The 12947-nt window shown below is 72.6% G+C and carries 14 protein-coding genes and 1 pseudogene; 4 read left to right on the forward strand and 11 right to left on the reverse strand.

Features of this window, described 5'->3' with window-relative positions:
* Positions 1 to 43 precede the first annotated feature (43 nt).
* The 3 genes from HS99_RS27585 to HS99_RS27595 all read right to left on the reverse strand — a co-directional run bounded on the left by HS99_RS27585 (position 44) and on the right by HS99_RS27595 (position 2929).
* A complete protein-coding gene (locus HS99_RS27585) occupies positions 44 to 391 on the reverse strand; it encodes a CU044_2847 family protein (RefSeq protein WP_043388966.1) in 348 nt (115 codons plus the stop codon).
* Between the two features lie 557 nt (positions 392 to 948).
* Positions 949 to 2421, reverse strand: a complete 1473-nt coding sequence (locus tag HS99_RS27590) for an FAD-dependent monooxygenase (RefSeq protein WP_030556972.1) — start codon at positions 2419 to 2421, stop codon at positions 949 to 951.
* A 103-nt stretch (positions 2422 to 2524) separates the two neighbouring features.
* Entirely contained in the window at positions 2525 to 2929 is a 405-nt protein-coding gene (locus HS99_RS27595; RefSeq protein WP_030556971.1) for a nuclear transport factor 2 family protein, read from the reverse strand.
* A gap of 103 nt (positions 2930 to 3032) precedes the next feature.
* Between HS99_RS27595 and HS99_RS27600 the strand changes: the two genes are divergently transcribed.
* Complete coding sequence (locus HS99_RS27600; protein ID WP_030556969.1) at positions 3033 to 3482, forward strand: MarR family winged helix-turn-helix transcriptional regulator; 450 nt, start codon at positions 3033 to 3035, stop codon at positions 3480 to 3482.
* Positions 3483 to 3542: 60 nt separating this feature from the next.
* Here the strand turns inward: HS99_RS27600 and HS99_RS27605 are convergent, their stop codons facing one another.
* The 5 genes from HS99_RS27605 to HS99_RS27625 are packed head-to-tail and all read right to left on the reverse strand — an operon-like array spanning position 3543 to position 7666.
* The gene (locus HS99_RS27605; protein ID WP_030556968.1) at positions 3543 to 4115 is read right to left on the reverse strand and encodes a hypothetical protein; all 573 of its coding nucleotides are present in this window, start codon (positions 4113 to 4115) and stop codon (positions 3543 to 3545) included.
* Entirely contained in the window at positions 4112 to 5503 is a 1392-nt protein-coding gene (locus HS99_RS27610; protein ID WP_030556966.1) for a hypothetical protein, read from the reverse strand. The genes HS99_RS27605 and HS99_RS27610 overlap by 4 nt, the downstream gene beginning before the upstream one ends.
* Positions 5500 to 6309, reverse strand: coding sequence for an ABC transporter ATP-binding protein (locus tag HS99_RS27615; protein ID WP_030556964.1), 810 nt, complete (start codon positions 6307 to 6309; stop codon positions 5500 to 5502). Before HS99_RS27615 ends, HS99_RS27610 begins: the two co-directional genes overlap by 4 nt.
* 32 nt (positions 6310 to 6341) lie before the next feature.
* Positions 6342 to 7166 (reverse strand): zf-HC2 domain-containing protein, encoded by an 825-nt coding sequence (locus HS99_RS27620; protein WP_030556962.1) that lies wholly within the window; start codon positions 7164 to 7166, stop codon positions 6342 to 6344.
* Positions 7163 to 7666, reverse strand: a complete 504-nt coding sequence (locus HS99_RS27625) for an RNA polymerase sigma factor (RefSeq protein WP_078938526.1) — start codon at positions 7664 to 7666, stop codon at positions 7163 to 7165. Before HS99_RS27625 ends, HS99_RS27620 begins: the two co-directional genes overlap by 4 nt.
* 414 nt (positions 7667 to 8080) lie before the next feature.
* Here HS99_RS27625 and HS99_RS27635 point away from each other — a divergent pair, with 414 nt between their 5' ends.
* The gene (locus HS99_RS27635; protein ID WP_232543193.1) at positions 8081 to 8914 is read left to right on the forward strand and encodes an NAD(+)/NADH kinase; all 834 of its coding nucleotides are present in this window, start codon (positions 8081 to 8083) and stop codon (positions 8912 to 8914) included.
* Between the two features lie 532 nt (positions 8915 to 9446).
* Here HS99_RS27635 and HS99_RS27645 read toward each other — a convergent pair.
* On the reverse strand, positions 9447 to 10091 hold the full coding sequence (locus tag HS99_RS27645; RefSeq protein ID WP_046385564.1) for a TetR/AcrR family transcriptional regulator: 645 nt from the start codon (positions 10089 to 10091) through the stop codon (positions 9447 to 9449).
* 65 nt (positions 10092 to 10156) lie between these two features.
* Between HS99_RS27645 and HS99_RS27650 the strand changes: the two genes are divergently transcribed.
* Entirely contained in the window at positions 10157 to 11419 is a 1263-nt protein-coding gene (locus tag HS99_RS27650; RefSeq protein ID WP_043388963.1) for a beta-ketoacyl-[acyl-carrier-protein] synthase family protein, read from the forward strand.
* A gap of 356 nt (positions 11420 to 11775) precedes the next feature.
* On the forward strand, positions 11776 to 11931 hold the full coding sequence (locus tag HS99_RS41695; RefSeq protein ID WP_232543194.1) for a hypothetical protein: 156 nt from the start codon (positions 11776 to 11778) through the stop codon (positions 11929 to 11931).
* A 241-nt stretch (positions 11932 to 12172) separates the two neighbouring features.
* Here HS99_RS41695 and HS99_RS41700 read toward each other — a convergent pair.
* Positions 12173 to 12349, reverse strand: a pseudogene (locus HS99_RS41700) (TetR/AcrR family transcriptional regulator); the annotation flags it as partial.
* Positions 12350 to 12361: 12 nt separating this feature from the next.
* Positions 12362 to 12697, reverse strand: a complete 336-nt coding sequence (locus HS99_RS27655; protein ID WP_043388960.1) for a hypothetical protein — start codon at positions 12695 to 12697, stop codon at positions 12362 to 12364.
* Positions 12698 to 12947 lie beyond the last annotated feature (250 nt).

Here is a 12947-nt window from a genome sequence, read left to right on the forward strand (position 1 = left end):
GCGCACGGTCGCCCTCCGACCCGTTGCCAGCGATGTCCACCGGTCACCCCGGACTCTCGCCCGCGCCCGGGTGGCCGGCCGCATTCCTGTTCCACGTCATGGTCACCATCAGATGACCGGTGGCACCGGCCTTGGTGATCACGGCCCCGGCCTCGACCGCGAGGTCGACGCCGAACGCCACCGTGATCTCGTCGGGGCAGGCCTTGCGCAGCTCGTCGAGGGTGGCCCGCGCCGCCTCGGTGACCGGCTGCAGAGCCCCCTGCAGACTCTCCGGCAGCTCATGGATGGCATCGCCGACACGACCGGCCTTCACCGGCCCTCCCAGCCCCGCCGGGGCCTCGATCAGGACGCAACCCCCGCCCTCCAACAGCATCCGGGCCAGAGCTGCCACAATCCCTCCTTCACCCCGTCGCACTCGTCGACACATGGGCCTTCGGGTCTCTCGGACGGCGGCGGGCGGTGCTGGGCACGTCGGGCCGCCCACAGCTGGGGCCGGGACGCCGGCGCTGTCCGTAGAACTGGCGACTGCGGCGGCTCGGGGCCGGGGAACCGTCCGCAAGCGCTCTTCAACCAGGAACCACCGAGCACGTGAACCGCTTACCGGCCCTGAGGACGCATCGCACGCTGCCACCCAGTGTCATCGTCGTCAGTGCCAGTACCTGCCGCACTCGGAGTGGGCCGTGTGAATGAAAGCCTCCAGGACGGGCGACGGGTGCGCGTACGGCGGCGGCCGTCGGGTGGACGTCGGTGAGCGTGGCTCGAAAGTGCCGGTGGCGGGTGGCACCCGCCAGGCCAGGAGCGTGTCTCAGCAACCGGCACCCCGCGTCTGTCTCGTGATCATTCATGCAGAACGACACCCCGCGCGGCCAGGCGCCGGGCGCCGATCCGGCGTGATCAGTGCCCGGGGGACGCCGGGCGGAGCCGGCGGGTGGGCTCACCGAGCGGCGTTCAGCGGCACAGGGTGCGCAGGGCCGCGCGGCAGTCCAAGGCGCGGCGCTGCGGGTCGGTGTCGGTGCCGGCCCAGGCGATCCGGGCGTCCGGTCGGATCAGGACTGCGGTGACGTCCCGCCAGACCGGATGTGAATCCTCGGCATTGACGGCTACCGTCCGTTGGTCGAGGCCGGGCGCGGAACACGGCGTCCGCGTCCCGTCGAGGTCGAGCAGCAGCGGTCGGCCGTGGCGCATCAGCGGGTGGGCGGTGGGTGCGCCGGCCGCGTCCAGGACGAGGCCGGCCAGTCGCGTGCCATCCAGCGGGTGCGCGGCGGATGCGGTGTCGGCGGGGACAGGGTCGTCGAAGCCGGCGATCCTGCGGGCCCACTGGCGGTTGGTCTGCGGTTCGGCCAGCGCGGCGGACCATACCTCGCGCAGCGCGATCTGTTCCGGGCTCGCCGCGGCGAACAGCGCGAGTTGAGCGCGGGTGTTGTCGATGACGGCGCGGGCGGCCGGCCGGCGCTCCGTGTCGTAGCTGTCGAGCAGTCCGTCGGGTGCCCGGCCCTGGAGGGTGGCGGCCAGCTTCCAGCCCAGGTTGGTGGCGTCCTGGATGCCGAGGTTCATACCCTGCCCGCCCGCCGGGAAGAACATGTGCGCCGCGTCCCCGGCCAGCAGCACCCGTCCGGCCCGGTACCGCGCTGCCTGCCGGGTGGCGTTGCCGTAGCGCGACAGCCACCGGGGGTTGCGGATGCCCAGGTCCCGTCCCAGTAGCGCGCGGGCCTGCTCGCGCACCTCCTCCAGCGTCAGCGGTTCGCCGGTGCCGTGGTGCACGGTGGCCGTGGACAGGCCCGCCAGCCGGTGGACGCCGTCGCCGATCGGGGCCACCAGGAACGAACCGGCCGGCCCGGTGGCGGCGAGCGGCGCGGAGGGCGGATCGTCGAGTTCGACGTCGGCGAGCCACCCGGTCATGGTGGTGTCCTGGCCGGGGAAGTCGATGCCGGCCGCCTGGCGCACCGCGCTGCGGGTACCGTCGCAGCCCACCACCCAGCGGGCCCGTACGGTCCGGTGGGTGCCGCCGGCCCGGATCACCACCTCGACAGCGTCCGGCCCCTGGGTGAGCGAGACGACCTCCTCCCCGCGAAGCACCCGGGCGCCCACGGCGACCGCGTGCTCCTCCAGGAGCTGTTCGGTGACGGACTGGCCGAGCGCCAGCATGAACGGGTGCACCGCCCCGACCGTGGAGAAGTCCAGCCGGGTGGTCGCCGCGCCGAAGTGACCGGTCGACACCGGCGTACCGCGTTCGATGAACCGCTCCGCGAGGCCGCGGGTGGCGAAGGTGTCCAGCGTGCCGGCCTGCATGCCGACCGCGCGCGACCGCCCGTCCGGTGCCGCCCGGCGCTCCACGACGGTCACCTCCACCCCGTGCAGGCGCAGTTCCGCGGCGAGCCAGAGCCCCACCGGGCCGGCCCCGGCGATGAGCACGTCGAGCATGACAAGCACTTCCTCTCACTCCTGGGACGATGCGCGGCGCCGGAGGCGCGCCGATGTGCTGGGACAGGCGGCGCGCCTCGTGGCGTCAGGTGGGCAGTGCGGCTCAGCGGGCGCTGCCGAGGTTCCGGTCGGCGTCTGCGCCTTCGAGCATGAGGGTGGTCTCCTCGATGCGGCGGAAGCGGCCGTCGGGGGCGAACTCGGCGAAGAGGTAGACCTCCATGCGGACGGTGGAGCCGTCGGTCTTGATGACCTCCATCGTGTGGCGGTCGGCGTAGCGGTCACCGGACGAGAGTTCGTCGTGCACCTCGACCGAGCCACCGGCCACGACCGTGCGCAGGTGGGCGATGTGGGCCAGGAACTCGGTGCGGTCCGCCCACTCCCCGTCGGTGCGCTGGCGGTAGTCGGGGGCGAAGTGCCGGTCGGCGGCCTCGTCGAGGTCGAGGCCCGGGGTGAGGAGCAGGTCGGTCAGGGCGGAGCGGGCGTCAGTACGGGTGCTGGCGGTGGTCATGACGGTCCCTCGGGGTTCGTGATTCGACAGGAAGTGCGTGCTTCGAGCACGCATATGCACCGTACTACAGATTGCGTGCGTCGCGCACGCTATTCTTCGGGTCATGCCTGACGATGTGGGACACGAGATCGCCGACGCTCTTGGAGCCCTGCTCAGACGAGGCGCCCGAGCACGGCTGTACGCGCGCCTGACGGGCAACTTGGGCGAGGCGGTGGACGAGACCACCTACCCCGTTCTCAGCGGGCTCGCCCGGACGGGCCCTTGCAGCGCAGCCGACCTCGCGGGCGAGATCGGCCTCGACCGCTCCGGCGTCACCCGCCGCGCCACCCGCCTGGAGGAAGCCGGTCTGCTGTGCCGCGAACCCGACCCCGACGACCGCCGCGCCATCCTGCTCGCCCTGACCGAAACCGGACAGCAGGCGGTGCAGATCACCCGGCAGCGCCTCGTCACGATCATCGAAGCGTCCCTCGCCTCCTGGCCGCCCGAGGAGGCGCAGAGCTTCGCCCACCAACTCCACCGCTTTGTCACCACCGGTCCATTCGCGAAATCATGACGCCGGCTTCTCGGCCGGATCGCCCGGGGGAATCCCACCCCCGAGTACCGGGCACGTCCGTTACCGTCTCGGTCCTGCTGCGGCGTACAGCACGGTGCCGGTCGCCAGCAGGGCCCACGCGGTCGTGGCGGACGCCGTCGTGGCGGGGGAAATGATCATCCAGCCGCCCACCTCTCCCGCGATGCCGGGCGGAACCGGGACGAGGAGGGTGACGGCGAGCCAGCCGATCGGCAGGGTCCATGCGAAGTGTGCCCCGAACAGCACCGCCCCGAGCGCGGCCAGGCCGATCAGGCCCGCACTGTCCCGGACGACGAGCGCGGCGGGGGCGAGCTCGGCTCCCGCCGCCTGGGTCGCCAGCAGCGCCGCCCCTGCGACCGCGCCGGCCAGCAGCGCGTGCGCCGCCCGCCGGGGCGCCCACCGGATCGCGGCCGTGCGCTCCAGTGCGACGTCCGGCCCACCGAGCCCGACGGAAGCGGCCGTCACGTTCGCGGTCAGGATCAGGACCGCGATCCCGAGGCCCATCGGGCCAGCGCCGTTGTGGTTGAGGGCCCACGCTGCCAGCGCGACGAGCGTGACCGCGGCGGCCGAGGTGGGCACCCGCCGTGAACGCGCGTACAAGGTCAGCCACCTCATCGCGGCGTCTCCCCCGCCAGCATCGAAAGCTCGTGGTACCCCGTGCAGGAGAGAGCGGCAGTGTGCACCTCGGCGATCCGCGAGCGCTGGTCGGCCGGTGACATCGCCGTCAGCCGCTTCCAGGCGGCGTCGGCGTCCGCCCAGGTACGTGGCGAGTACGCGTAGGTGTCCGGCCTCTGCAGCGCTTCGAACCGGCGGTCGCCGAGGGCCCAGCTCGCGACGATGCTCTGGACGGGGATGTCGAGCTGCCCCCGGCCCTCCCACGTGGTGCGCGGTGCGCAGTTCGGTGCCAGTCCCTGGGCGACCAGGAGTCGGGTCAGTTCCGCCCCCGTCGCACGGGCGATCAGCGGGTCGTCGAAGTCGACCAGCACCGCGTCGCCGGAAGGCTGGCGGTCGTCGCCGAGCGCGTGCAGCCGGGTGTCCTCCCGCACCGAGGTGGGCGCCTGGTCGCCCAGGGCGTCGTGCAGCACGCGCAGCGCGTCCCTGCCGCGCGGCGCGAGTTCGGGCAGGTGTGAGCGGTTGGCCTGAGTCACGCACACCGGTCCGTCGCAGACCGAGGTGGCGGCGGCCTTGTCGACCACGTAGGTGTCGCGTGCCGTGGCCGGGAGGATCACCAGGGCGAGCGCCGCGCCGACCAGGACGGGGGCCACCGCGAGGAGTCGGGCCCGGCGGGTCGCGGCCGACAGCAGGGCGAAACCGGTGGCGAGCAGGCCGAGCAGCCAGAGCGTCTGGCCGAGGTGCACGGAGCCGGACAGGGTCAGCAGCACCTCCCGCGGCTCCGAGGTCGCCGGGGACAGCAGGGCGAGCCGGTTCGGCGCGCTGCTCGACGGAAGTAGCCCCTCGTTGCTGGGCCGCAGGAGAAGGGTCGCCAGCAAGAGGAACACCGTCAGGGCCGGCGGGGTGAGCACGGAGGGAACGGCCCGTGCGACGCCCATGCCGAACACAGCCCCCGCGACGAGGGACAGCGCCGCCACCAGCGAGACCGGCAGCCAGCCGAGACTCGTGTAGGTGGTGGCGCCGAGGGCCACCTGGACCGCGCCCACGAGGACGAGGAGACCGAAGCCCGACGCCAGCACGATTGCCGTCGCGCCGGCCGGCAGCGCCGCACGGCGCCAGGGCGGCAGCGGCGTGGTCGTCAGCAGTTCGGTCATCCGCGAGCGGGAGTCGCGCAGCCCGTACACCGCCCCCGTGCCCACCACGAGCGGCCACCAGAAGGCCAGCAGGGACCGGGTCCACAGGGCCATGGAGGTCCACTGGGCCGTCCATCCCGCGTCGCCCTGCCACCAGATCCCGTCGATCAGGCAGAAGACCGCCAGACTGCCTCCCAGGACGACGAGGCCTGGCCACGGGGCGAGGGAGCGCTTCAGTTCGACACGCAGTCCGTTCACCAGGTGCCTCCCGGCTGCTCGCAGCCCTGGAGCAGAGCCGAGTAGCCGCGCTCCAGGGGGCTGTCGCCCGGATGCTCGGGGCCGCCCGCCGCCGCCAGGTCGTCCGGCGTGCCCTGGAAGACGAGGCGACCCTCGGCGAGGAGCACCACGTCGGAGCAGGCGGCCGCGACGTCCTCGACCAGGTGGGTGGAAACGACCACACAGGTGTCGCGGCCCAGTTCCTGCAACAGCTCGCGAAAGCGCAGCCGCTGCGCCGGGTCCAGGCCGACTGTCGGCTCGTCCAGCAGCAGCACCGCGGGATCGTTGACGATGGCCTGGGCGATGCCGGCCCGCCGCACCATGCCCCCGGACAGGGTCTTCATCCGGTGGTCGGCACGGTCCGCCAGGCCCACCCGTTCCACGGCCCGCTGGACGGCCGCGGGGACGTCCGCCTTCGGGACCTCCTTCAACCAGGCCATGTACTCGACGAACTCGCGCACCGTGAAGCGCTTGTAGTAGCCGAACTCCTGTGGCAGGTAGCCGATTTGACGTCGCAGAGACCGGTGGTCGACCATCGCGCCCACGCGGGTGCCGAGCATCTCCAGCTCGCCCTCGGTGGGGCGCAGCACGGTGGCCAGAGTCCGGATCAGGGTGGTTTTTCCCGCTCCGTTGGGTCCCAGGAGGCCGTGGGTGCCGATGCCCAGGGAGAGGTCGAGTCCGTCGACGGCCGTCTTCCTGCGTCCGACGCGTACTCTCAGGCCGCTGGCGTGGATCTCCCAGGCGTAGGTTTTCGGCGCGGTGCCGGCCGCGCTCGTGGTGGGCGTCATACGGTGGTCCCTTTCGAGGGTCGACGATGGTTTCACAGCGTTGAGTACGCGTTTCTGCGGGCGATGACGGCACCGGTGCCGAGCGCGAGGAGCAGCCCCCACACGGGCAGTCGGTCGGGCTGGAGGACAAGCCGCAGGACAACGGGGAGGTGGCCGGTGACCCACGCGGGTGCCACGACGACGCCCCACGCGAGCGCCAGCCCCGTGGCGGCGCGGGTCACGCCGACCACGCTGCCCAGCGCCAGTGCGGTGGAGGTGAAGGCCAGCGAGGGCAGCAGCCACTGCGCGGCCGTCATGGTTCCGGTCAGCCATCCCCCCACCAGGAGCCCGGGCAGGACCACCACGAGAACCGCCGTGGTGCGCCGCAGGAGCAGGGGCAGGCCGGCTCGGGCGGTCGAGGCCGTCAGTTCGTGCGCCGGGTCCAGGCCGCGCGACCACGATGCGGCGACGCCGCACAGCGGTAGCAGGGGTGCGATCGCCGACACCGGAGAGGTGTCGCCGGAGAACGTCGGCGGCGCGACCGCGTCCAGCAGCAGTGCCATCAGGGTGACGACGACGGTCATGGCCAGCCACGGCGCCATGGCCGGCGTCAGCCAGGCCGCCACCCACCTCGGGCGGTGTCGCCGCGAGGGCGCCGGGACGGCCGCGTCCAGCTGCGGTTCGAGAGCGTCCCGGACGGTGTCGAGGAGCGTGGCGATGCCGGGCGCCCCGGTGGCCACACCGGCCGCCAGGTGGCTCCGGCACGGCGCGCACGTCTCCAGATGCGCCTCGAGCGCCCATACCGTGTCCGCGGCCATCGTCGCGTCACCACGTGCGTAGTCGTCGAGCAACCGCCTCGACGCGTGTTCCCCGCTCATCTCAGTGCCTCCCGCATCGCGATTCGGGCCCGGCGGGCGCGGGTCTTGACCGTGCCTTCGGGCAATCTGAGCAGGACGGCGGTCTCCCGGACGGAGAGTCCGTCGAGCACCGTGGCCTGCAGTACCGCTCGGAGTTCCGGCGCCAGTCGCCGCAGGGCGTCGCCGACCTCGCCGCCGACGGCCTTGGCGAGCGCCTCGTCCTCCGCCGCGGGCACCACCGCCCGTTCGGCAGCGGCGACCGGCGGTTCGGCGTGGTGGGCACGGCGCCGGAACGCGTCGACCAGGCGGCGCGCCGCGATCGTCCACAGCCACCCGACGGCCGTCCCGCCGACCGCGCTCCCGGCGAACGCGCCGGCCGCGCGCCACACCGCCAGATAGGTCTCCTGCATGACCTCGGCGACGATCTGCTCGTCCGCGCAGCGACGGCGCAACCGCACCGCCAGCCACGGCGACGTGCGCCGGTACAACTCGTCGAACGCCCCGCGGTCACCTCTGGCCACCAGCCGGACGAGGCGTTCCTCGTCCAACTCGTCCAGTGCTCTCCTGCGTGATCTCACATGAGCCAGACGCCCGATGCTGCGCACGGGTTCTGCGCCTGACGTGACCTGCGTCACGGTGTCGCGCGCGGAGGATTGTGACGGGTGGCCGCCGCGGCCGCCCTGGCGGCGGCGATCGGCGCGGCCGCTGCAGTTCTCCACGCGGCGAGATCCGGCGGTGATCGCGGCGTTCGTGCGCACCCGGGTGTTGGAGCCGGAGCGGGAGGATTTCCGGCGGGGTCCGGACGAGCTGCCGGCTCACCGGGGGGTGGCGGTGACTTGAAGGTGGTGATCGGCTGTGCGTGACTGGGAGAGGGTGACGGCGGGCCGACCGACATCGAGGTGCTCCGGATGGGTTTCATCGGCACAGTGGGGCTGGTGCTCCACCCTGAGCGCACGTGCGCGCCCATCGTGGACGCGGTCGTCCGGTGGAGCCGGGCCCGGGGCGCGAAGGTCCTGGGGCTGGCGGCGGAGGTGGCACGGATCGGCTGCGAGGCCGTACCGGTCGAGGCCGACGAGATGGCCGCGAGCGCAGACCTGGTGATCAGCCTCGGCGGAGACGGCACGATGCTGCGCGCGATGCGGCTCGTGGTCGGTGGCCACGCGCCCGTGCTGGGGGTGAACGTCGGACGCCTGGGGTTCCTCGCCGAGGTCGACATGCCGGAGCTTCCCGCCGCACTCGACGCCATCGACGACCGCCGGTTCACCGTGGAAGCCCGCTCCGGCGTCCACGCCCGGTTCGGCGATGCCGGGGAGACGGCACTCAACGACGTGGTGCTCCTTCGCAGCCCCGGGCACAGGTCCGCAGCCGTCGCGGTGATGGTCCAGAACCAGCCCTTCGTGGCGTACACCGCAGACGCGGTCGTCGTTGCCACGCCGACCGGTTCCACTGCCTACAGCTTCTCCGCCGGCGGCCCGATCGTCTCTCCGAACGCCGAGGGGCTGCTGGTCACGCCCGTAGCTCCGCACGCCGCGTTCAACCGGTCCGTCTTCCTTTCCAGCGGGGAGGTGCTCGCCCTGGAGGTGCAGCCGCAGAGCGGTGATCTCGCCGTCGAGGCCGACGGCCTCCTGGTCGGCCACGTCTCGCCGGGCGACGTCGTCGAGGTGACGATGCTGCCCGGCGCGGCACGCGTCGTACGACTCGGCCACACCACCTTCTACCAACGGGCCCAGCGCAAACTCCGACTCACCGGGTCGGCGGAACTCGGCTGACCTGGGTCTGGTGGCGGTTCGCGATCCGCGGCTGCGGGCTGCCGGTGACGCGGACGTGGATCGGCAGCGACACCGGGCGCCGACGTGCCGGAGCTGTTCGCGGACGTGTTGGGCGGGGTGGGCGAGACCGAGGTACCGGTCGCCCAAAGGTCGGCAAGGGTCTCCTCGACGGGGGGCATGTCGGGCAGGTCGGGGGCGTCGATGCCCGGGGCGGTGCCTGGCAGCATGTCCGTCGCGGTCCGGGAGACCATCCCGGCGCCCCATGGGGCCTGGCGACGGGTCAACCCCAGGCTCGTGAACGCGCCTGCGCCGGCGAGGGTCTCGACGGCGGATGCGGGAAGCCGGGTGCGGTGGGCGAAGTCCTCGGTTTGTCTGGACAGCATCCCCGTCGACCACGACACCCGGTTCGAGCCGCCCACTCCGGGAGTGGACGGCTCCGAGGACGACGCGGCATGACGGCGGCCCTGCCCCCGTCGCGGCTGCGGCCGCTGCCCCGGACCGTCGCTCCGCTCCACCGCGAGAGCAAGGACTCCTACATCGAGCGCCTGGTACCGGCTACGTCACCGGGATCGGGTTCGTCGTGGATGGTCAGTGCTCCGGCGAGGTCGAGGTCGTCGGCGGTGCCATGTGCCCCGGCGCGGACGAGCAGCACTGCGCCGAGCGCGGTGCTCCAGAACGTCCTGGCTTCCACGTTGAGCGGTCGACGGGTCCTCCAGCCGCGACTGTCGATGAGCTGGCTCACGAAACGCTCGGATTGCCGGAACAGCAACTGGAGGTGCTGGTCGACCACGGAGGCGAGTTCGGGTCTGGAGATCCCGGCGGCGAGCGCTCGCGTGACCGACGGGAGCGAGGGCATGGCCAGTACGGCGCGGGCGATGTTGCGCCGAAATGCCGCCGCGTCGGGGGCTTGGCGACCGATGCGTTCGATCCGTCGGGCGTCGTGCAGCAAGCCGAGAAAGGCGGCGTGCACGAGGAGCGAGTCCTTGGAGCCGAAGTGGTAGGTGACCTGGTTGGGGAAGACGCCTGCCGCGTTCGCGATCTCCGCGACGCTCACTTCGGCGCCGGGCCGTTCCTTGCAGAGCCGTGCAGTTGCCTCGATCAGGCGACGCCTCGTCGCGCGACCTCGGTCACGCGACCGAGCCGACGTTGATCGATCTTCGGTTCGCTTCTTCTCCACAGCGAAATTGTATGTGATACAACAGGGCCGTTCGCTTGTATCGCATACAAGAAAGGTTGAGGGGCATGCACCGGACTGAAGTCGTCGTGACCGGACTCGGCGCGATCGCACCACTCGGGGCAGACGTGGCGTCCACCTGGGAGGCTCTGCTTGCCGGCGCGTCGGGCATCCGCGGGGGCGTCCTGCGCGGCCACGAGGACGTCCGTCTTCCCGACACCGTCGCGGGGACGATGGCGATCGACCCCGCCGAGTTGCTGCTGCCGGTACAGGCCAGGCGGCTCGACCGCTCGCAGCAGGCGGCCTTCATCGCGGCGGCCGAAGCCTGGGCCGACGCCGGCACCCCAGAGGTGGACCCGGACCGGCTCGCCTCGGCGATCGGCACGGGCATCGGCGGGATAGGAACGCTGCTGAAGGAGGACGACGTACTGGAAGCGGCCGGGACGCGGCGCGTCTCGCCACGCACGGTCCCGATGCTCATGCCCAATGCGGCGGCAGCGCTGATCAGCATCGAATACGGCGCACGGGCCGGGGCCTACACGCCCGTCTCGGCGTGCTCCTCCGGTGCCGAGGCGATCGCTCTGGGGGCCAGGCTCATCCGTGCCGGCGAGGCGGACGTGGTCATCGCGGGCGGGGCCGAGGCCGCAACCACCCCGATCACCGTCGCCAGCTTCGCCCAGGCACAAGCACTGTCGAGGCACACCGCCGAACCCGCCTCAGCGTCACGACCGTTCGCCGCGGACCGCAGCGGATTCGTCCTCAGCGAAGGCGCCGCTGTCATGGTGCTCGAAAGCGCCGAGCATGCCAGCGCCCGAGGCGCGCGCGTCCACGCGGTGCTCGCGGGCGCCGGCATCGCCGCCGACGCCCACCACATCACGGCGCCCGCTCCCGACGGCTCCGGTCAGATCTCCGCCATGCGCAAGGCCCTCGCGCAAGCCGGTCTGGCTCCCGAGCGGATCAGCCACATCAACGCCCACGCCACCGGAACCCCGGTCGGCGACGCCGCCGAGGCACGCGCGATCAGGGAGGTCTTCGGCCACGCTACCGTGACAGCCCCCAAGGCCGCGCTCGGTCATCTCTTCGGCGCAGCCGGCGCGATCGAAGCACTCATCGCCGTCCTCAGCGTGGAGCACGGTGTCATTCCACCGACCCGCAACCTCACCGAGGCCGGCGTCGGTCCCGACATCGATCTCGATGTCGTCGCAGAGCGACGAGACGTCCCCCAGGAGGCCGTGCTCAGCAACTCCTTCGGCTTCGGTGGGCAGAACGTTTCGCTCATCGTCACCGGCACGCGGCACCACGCGTCCCGTACGGCCTCGACGACACCATGACCGACGCGAACGCACCGTAGAACCGGCGACACGGCGACACGGCGAAATGGCTTCGGGAAAGCAGGGCCGGGAAGCCTGCCGCTGACCGACCTCCGACCGGCGCCCCCGGCCGCCTCGAACCCGGCGGACGGAGTCCGGCACGGATCTGACTGCATGACCAGGTGAGGCCTCTCCAACACTCCGGAGAGGCCTCACCGATATCCAGAAACCGCGTTCGGCGGCGACCACGCTTCGACGCCGGCGGGCGGCGCGCTCCCGGCAGCCGGCCACGGCCCTCCCGGGCGTCCGGGAGGGCCTCAGGGCGGGCCGCGCCACCCGTCACGAGGACGAAGGTCAGGCGGCGGCGGCACCGCCACGTGGCGATCCTGCTCGCCGGCACACCCGACCCCGACGACACCGCCCACGCCCTGCTCGCCGCCCTGGGAGCCGAGCACGTCGCCGCCCTCCTGCCGGAACTCGGCGAACAGCGGATGCGCGCCGGCCTGCTCCGCCTCGCCCGGGCCATGACGTGACAACCACCCCGCCGGCCGGGGACCGGCACCATGCGCTGGTGGACCGTCCGGCTGCACGACAACGGCGGCGACGGCCGGCGCGAGTACGACGACGCCGCACCGGTCATCGCGACCACCCTGGAGTCGCCGGCCGCGCACGGACCGCTCGGGCCGGTGGAGGCGTCGGTCGAGGCCGACCGTGTCCGGCGCCACCCGGGGTCCCGTCCGGTAACGAGAGACCCCGGACACGGGCCCGATCCCGTCAGGAAGCGAGTTCGGCTTCGCGAGGAACGCGGAACACCGCCGGGGTCGTCCATCCGCGCAGCGTGGAGTGAACCGTCGAGTGGAACGCGGCCTCGGCCGTGGCGGCGTCGAGAGCCCCCGCCAGTTCCAGCGTCACGAGCCCGTGCAGGGCGGCCCAGATCGACAGGGCGATCGACGGTGGGCCGGTTCAGGGCAGGTCGTCGTGATGACCGCACAACCATGCCAGCGCCATGTAGACGCCCAGTGCCCGTTCCGTCTCCCCTGCCGGGCCCGTACCCTGCCGAATGTGCACCTGCGCGGCCTGGCACTCGGCGAGCAGCTGCGCCCTGCACGGCCCGTACGCGCCGACGGCGGCGTTCGCGGTGACCGGCGCGCCCACCTGGGCACCCACGGCCCACCGGTAGGCCCCCAGCAGCCCCCGTTCGAAAGGGGTGCGGGCCGCGCTCACCGCGTCCAACGCGGCGAACACCTCGTCCACCAACCGCACCCCCACCATCACCGCCGTCGTGTCCTCGATCGCCATGATGCCGACGCTACGGGCCCCACGACACCGACGCCGCACGGTCACCGCGCAAACGCCCCCGTCCAGGGGACAGTCCCCCTGAAAGGCATCCTTCTCGGGTGCGGGCCGCGCGAGAGGGGAATCGGGGGATGCGGCCGGGATTCTGCCCTGACTCCAGCCGCCCCGAGGCCGTCCGACCCCGAGACGGCACGGGGGGATGCCGGGACTCGTGGCACGGACGGCCTGGGTGCCGAGCGAGGCGGGGGGCCGC

Origin of the sequence: Kitasatospora aureofaciens (genome assembly GCF_001188955.3) — a bacterium.
Classification (GTDB): domain Bacteria; phylum Actinomycetota; class Actinomycetes; order Streptomycetales; family Streptomycetaceae; genus Kitasatospora; species Kitasatospora aureofaciens.

What these genes read in the sequence shown, in the direction of transcription:
- HS99_RS27590 (WP_030556972.1), bottom strand. Translation starts at nt 2,421, where the DNA reads ATGCTCGACGTGCTCATCGCCGGGGCCGGCCCGGTGGGGCTCTGGCTC.
- HS99_RS27655 (WP_043388960.1), bottom strand. Translation starts at nt 12,697, where the DNA reads ATGGCGATCGAGGACACGACGGCGGTGATGGTGGGGGTGCGGTTGGTG.
- HS99_RS27600 (WP_030556969.1), top strand. Translation starts at nt 3,033, where the DNA reads ATGCCTGACGATGTGGGACACGAGATCGCCGACGCTCTTGGAGCCCTG.
- HS99_RS27605 (WP_030556968.1), bottom strand. Translation starts at nt 4,115, where the DNA reads ATGAGGTGGCTGACCTTGTACGCGCGTTCACGGCGGGTGCCCACCTCG.
- HS99_RS27650 (WP_043388963.1), top strand. Translation starts at nt 10,157, where the DNA reads ATGCACCGGACTGAAGTCGTCGTGACCGGACTCGGCGCGATCGCACCA.
- HS99_RS27595 (WP_030556971.1), bottom strand. Translation starts at nt 2,929, where the DNA reads ATGACCACCGCCAGCACCCGTACTGACGCCCGCTCCGCCCTGACCGAC.
- HS99_RS27620 (WP_030556962.1), bottom strand. Translation starts at nt 7,166, where the DNA reads ATGAGCGGGGAACACGCGTCGAGGCGGTTGCTCGACGACTACGCACGT.
- HS99_RS27615 (WP_030556964.1), bottom strand. Translation starts at nt 6,309, where the DNA reads ATGACGCCCACCACGAGCGCGGCCGGCACCGCGCCGAAAACCTACGCC.